5 protein-coding genes are annotated in these 5,144 nt (G+C 35.5%); 1 reads left to right on the forward strand and 4 read right to left on the reverse strand.

The genetic code is table 11. The features are described 5' to 3' along the window. The 4 genes from WKI42_RS09430 to WKI42_RS09445 form a co-directional block, all read right to left on the reverse strand. Positions 1 to 740 (reverse strand): family 1 glycosylhydrolase (locus WKI42_RS09430; protein ID WP_368081787.1); only part of this gene is annotated, 740 nt, incomplete at its 3' end. Positions 741 to 749: 9 nt separating this feature from the next. Continuing rightward, positions 750 to 1,094, reverse strand: a complete 345-nt coding sequence (locus WKI42_RS09435) for a PTS lactose/cellobiose transporter subunit IIA (protein WP_000836780.1) — start codon at positions 1,092 to 1,094, stop codon at positions 750 to 752. Between the two features lie 167 nt (positions 1,095 to 1,261). Then, positions 1,262 to 3,148, reverse strand: coding sequence for a DUF4838 domain-containing protein (locus WKI42_RS09440; protein WP_061767429.1), 1,887 nt, complete (start codon positions 3,146 to 3,148; stop codon positions 1,262 to 1,264). Position 3,149: 1 nt separating this feature from the next. After that, positions 3,150 to 4,472 (reverse strand): PTS sugar transporter subunit IIC, encoded by a 1,323-nt coding sequence (locus WKI42_RS09445; protein ID WP_001059751.1) that lies wholly within the window; start codon positions 4,470 to 4,472, stop codon positions 3,150 to 3,152. A 166-nt stretch (positions 4,473 to 4,638) separates the two neighbouring features. Here WKI42_RS09445 and WKI42_RS09450 point away from each other — a divergent pair. Then, positions 4,639 to 5,144: MarR family winged helix-turn-helix transcriptional regulator (locus WKI42_RS09450; RefSeq protein WP_368081788.1), on the forward strand; the 506-nt coding region annotated here is incomplete at its 3' end.

Consider the following 5,144-nt stretch of genomic DNA (forward strand, 5'->3'; position numbering starts at 1 on the left):
TTATTATTATAAACATCATACCGTTTAGCTGCTAAAATATTTTCTTTTTGCCCATCAATAGGATAGCCTGACTTTAAAGCATGAATACAACCTATCTCTCCCTCAATTCCTAATTGATGAAATTCGAGGACTGCACGAGCATGCGCCAACAACATATTATGATTCGCTTGAATTGCTTCAGATAATTGAAAATGGTGATTTGGAGGAAACTGACCTCCTATATATTGACCTGCAGCAAGAGACATCAGTTCATTGATTGTAAACCAATGTTTGATTTCTGTAAATTCTTGAAAACAAAAGCGAGCATATCGTATGAAACGATCAATATTTCCTCTATTTAACCAATCCCCTGTTTCTAACATTTTCTGAGGCGAATCAAAATGATGTAAAGAAACAAACGGAATCACATTATGTTTTAAGCAGGACTGAAAGACTCTATGGTAATACTGAACAGCCAATATATTCGGTTCCCCATCTATATCAGGAAATATGCGAACCCAGGAAATAGATAAACGCAAAGCCTGCAAACCATGTTCTGCCGCCAAAGCTATATCCTCTTCGTAACGATAATAAAAATCACTAGCTGGATCTGGTAAGAACGGACTATTTTCTTGCAAATAAACATCCCACATATTTATTCCTTTGCCATCTACCCTAGTTGCACCCTCTACTTGATAAGCAGCGGTAGCAGCTCCTAATAAAAACTCCTTCGGTAAGGCTTTAACCTGTAAATTTTCCATGACTAATCCTCATTGCAAACCAATATGTTCTTCAATCTTTCGAATTCGTTCATATTCATCAATAAAAAACTTGACCTGATCATACAATAGCATCGTTGTCATCAAAGTGTCTTGACCATGAATCATGATAAAACTCACTTCAAAATTATCTCCAGATGCCTCCTCCGCTAATAAATTAGTCTGTTCTCGATGGGCAGACACTATTGAGTCGTTTGCAGACTCAACCAATTCTCTTGCCTGTTCAAAATATCCATCTCTCGCAAACGCCAAAGCATCCATCAAATCTGACCTTGCATCTCCTGCGTAAGCGACAATTGTAAAACCAAGCATATTTATTTCTTCTTTTGATTTCATCTTTCTTCCTCCTCAATCTTGATCCATCTTTTACACATCATTATTAAAATGACTTCGCTACGATACAAATAGAAAGTCGACCCTAAATATCTTAAAAATCCTTAAATTTCATAATATTTAGGATCAATCTTCTCTGAATACCTTAGTTCATTTTCTATACTTATGATTTATAAGTGGAAACCAGCGTAATTTTTTGCTACTTCAATTACACGATAAACATCCAAATTAGATTGGAATAGTAATTCGTGACCACGGATATAATTCAACACATTTCTCCACTCATCTTGAGCTTGCCTTGTTTTTCCAGTTGCTTGAAGATATAAAGCCTTCGCCATCTTAACAACATATTCACGATGATAACTGAGCTGTTTCCATTCATCCTTTTGACTATTTAATAACTTAGAAATATTTTCCTCAATAATTGGTAAAAAATTATCAGCTAGATTGTAAGCTATATAATAATGATTCGCTAAAACATCATTTTGACGGCTGCCAATTGCATTAAAATAGTCACAAGAGGAATAAATGGATAATTTTTCTAAATATTCAACAACAGACTGCCAATTTTCCCCATACAAAGCAGAAAAGTATTCTTCAATCAATTCTTCATAACTTCTTGTCTTCTTCCAGAGCATTTGCCCCATAACATAATTAGGAAAATTATGAGGGAATCCTGCACGTAATTCTTGACAAGAAATGTAACCGTTCAAATGTAGGTTTGAAAGATAAGATACATCTCTGTAAATAGTTTGACTAATTTTCATATAGCCTAAATCGCCATAATGAGCACGCCCTAAAGGATAGTCATATACGAAACTATCTCCTTTAAATGTTTTTTGCCATTCAAAAAGATAAGATAAATTTTCCTCAAGAGAATTCGGAAGTATAATTTTATTACGCAGATAAGGTTTAGGCGTAGGTATGGAATTGTCAAAATCTACATCTGCATAACTCATTTCAAATGTTCTTGTAATCGGTGCAAACATCATGGTAAAGCGTTCAGGATTATCTAATTTTTCTTTCTGAGGCGCCCATAACAACTCATGGTAAAGTAGGAAACAAATCTTTGTATCTAATCCCTCACTCGTTAAAGCCCTATCCAATTGATTGAGAATACGAATATACTGATCCGAAACCAATTCTTGTCTACAGTTTTCGCATTCACAAATATTATTACGAGCATCCGACAACCATACATGTAAGTAATTCACATCAGGTCTTTTCTTGGCATAATCCTTGATAATTTCTACCATCTTATCCGCCACATCTGGATTTGAAAAATCCAGACTGGTTAAAATTGGAGCCGTATTAAATAATTCTCGTTTCCCGTTTATTTCAGCGACATAGGGTTTCTTCTCCTCTGAAATACTAAGACCTGATTCCCAGCCAAATTTTGAAGAGTAACCTAAAACCTCACCTGTCCATCCATGACCAACACGATGATGAATAAGACCTCTTTTTTGCAATTCTTTATCCAACCTATCACTCAATTCTTGTACTAATTCATTTGAAAATTGTTCTTTATTTAGATATGGATTAAATTCATGTTCATACCAACGTTTCAAAAAAGAGTAAGGATTTTCAAACTGGATGAAAAAACTGTTCATTCCAATCTTAGGTAGCCAATCAATGAAATCTAGTATATTTTCAAATGAATCTGCTCCCTCTATACATACTCCCCTATGATAGTAACTGGCTGTTTCATCTATAGATAGCTCTTTATCTAAAAAATCTTCAAATCGTAACTCTGGAATAAAGTCATGTCCGCGCCCTGGTCTAGTATACACAACACCAAATTCATGAAACATTCGGTAAATTCCAATAAGTAAACCTACAATTGTATTGGACTCAATTCTCCCCTTACCCTTGTCTAATGAGATAAGAACATGGTCTTTTCTATCCTCTTTATTGACTAATCCTACAAAAATATCCGCTTCCTTCTCCTCGACAAGTTCTATGTCAGTCTTAAAGACCCGATTCATATAGTAACTTAATTCCTCTAAGGCAAAGCTAGAATAAGCATTTTTCTGCTGATCAAATACTCTGATAACCATCTTATTCCCCTCCAACAGTAGCTTTTTCTTTTTCAAGATTGCGTTTATCTGCAATTTTGAAGAATGGATAATAAATTGCTACAGAAACCAAAATCAAAACAACTTGTAATAGAGCTCCTCGCCAACTAGCCCCTGTCGCAAGGAATCCTCCTATGATCGGTGGCATTGTCCACGGAAGGATTACACCTGTTGTATAGGGTACTAATCCTACAGCCATTGATACATAGGTAATCAAGGCATTGATTGTAGGAGTAGCAATAAATGGAATCAGCATAATCGGATTTAAAACCGTTGGAAACGTAAATAGAATAGCTGTATTGATATTAAAGATAGACGGTATAATAGCTAGCTTACCTAATGTTTTATTAGCACGACTCTTACTAAATAGGAAGAGACAAATCGCAAGACCAATAGTCGCTCCACCGCCACCAATAAATACAAATAAATCTTTAAACGGTAATGTAATAATGTGTTGTAGGGTTTGTCCTGCAGCCACAGCTTCTTGGTTTTCTGTAGTAAATTGTAACCAAACTGGGTCTACAAAAGCATTTAAAACTTGTCCCCCATTAACTCCACAGAACCAAAAGAATGAGTTTACAATAACACATAGAATCATACCTGGAAGCGTTCCTGCAATTAACTTAAGCGGTGTTCCAACAATTGCACCTAAAAGTCCGTTGAGACCTCCTGCAACTCCTGCCGCTTCAAGACCTTTTAAGACCAGAGCCCACAAAACAAAAGTAGTAAAACCAGGTAAAAGAGCTGAAAATGATTTACTTACTACATCTGGGACACCACTTGGCATTTTTATCGTAATTCCGCGCTGGATAAACATACGATAAATCTCTGCTGTAACCAATCCAATGGTAATCGCCATAAATAAAGAAGATGCATTCAGGCTAGAAAATGGTATTGCGCCGCCAAATAACTGCTTGACCTGCTCCCCATTTTTATCATAAACCATACTCGAAAAACGAGGTGCCATCAATACAAAACTGGATAAGGCTATGATCCCTGCCGACGGACCATCTGTACCATATCCTTCCGACAACCTGTAGGCAATACCGAAACAAGCGACCAAGGAGATAATCGCTACTGTTGACTGATTCATAGTTGTCAAGATACTTAGCAATCCAACACTATTCAGCCAATTTGTAAAAGCCTCTTGAGGCCAACTGATTAGAATAAGAAATAAAGAGCCGACTAAAATCAAAGGCATTGCCATCATAAATCCTTCACGAATAGCTTTCAAATGCCGTTGGTTTCCAACTTTTTCACCAAACGGAGCGACTTTCGTTTCTAAAAACGTTAAAATATTGTTCATCATCGGAACTCCTTTTTTTATTTTTTATAAATTAAATATATCACTAATAGAAAGCGTTGTCAATATATTTTGTGCTGTTTTACAATATTTTTTTCTTTGTATAGAATAATAATTTTAATTGATTTTTTCTTATGTTTAATATAAAATAAACCAAAGGAGGAAACAAATGATTACAAAACAATCAGCCTTTTTACAAAATAGAGCCACCATACTGGAATTTCTATATCGAAATCCAGCAACATCCCGTACAGATATTGTTAATGAAACAGGACTTACTCCAGCAACAACGACTAACATCATAAAAGAGCTAAGCGAACAATCCCTCATATACGAAACTGGTGATGAATTTAGCGAGTTTTCCGGATCTGGAAGACGTAGAAAAACTATTTCTATTACAGATAATATCCCATCTGTTGTTGGAGGTATTGAAATAAACGTCCTAGGTATCTTTCTCAGTCTATGTGACTTACAAGGAAAAACTCTTTTCGAGACAGAAATTTTGAATGAAGATTATCCTATTTCAGAAATCAATTCCACCATTACCAATATGATAAAAACAGCTATAGAGTACGTCCCTTTAGAAACAAAATTACTTGGATTTGGCTTATCGATACCTGGACATTATAACAAAGACTCCGGAAGCATCATTACAAACAACCCCATATGGGAATC

It is taken from the genome of Streptococcus pseudopneumoniae (genome assembly GCF_038148935.1).
In the GTDB taxonomy this organism is placed as follows: Bacteria; Bacillota; Bacilli; order Lactobacillales; family Streptococcaceae; genus Streptococcus; species Streptococcus pseudopneumoniae_U.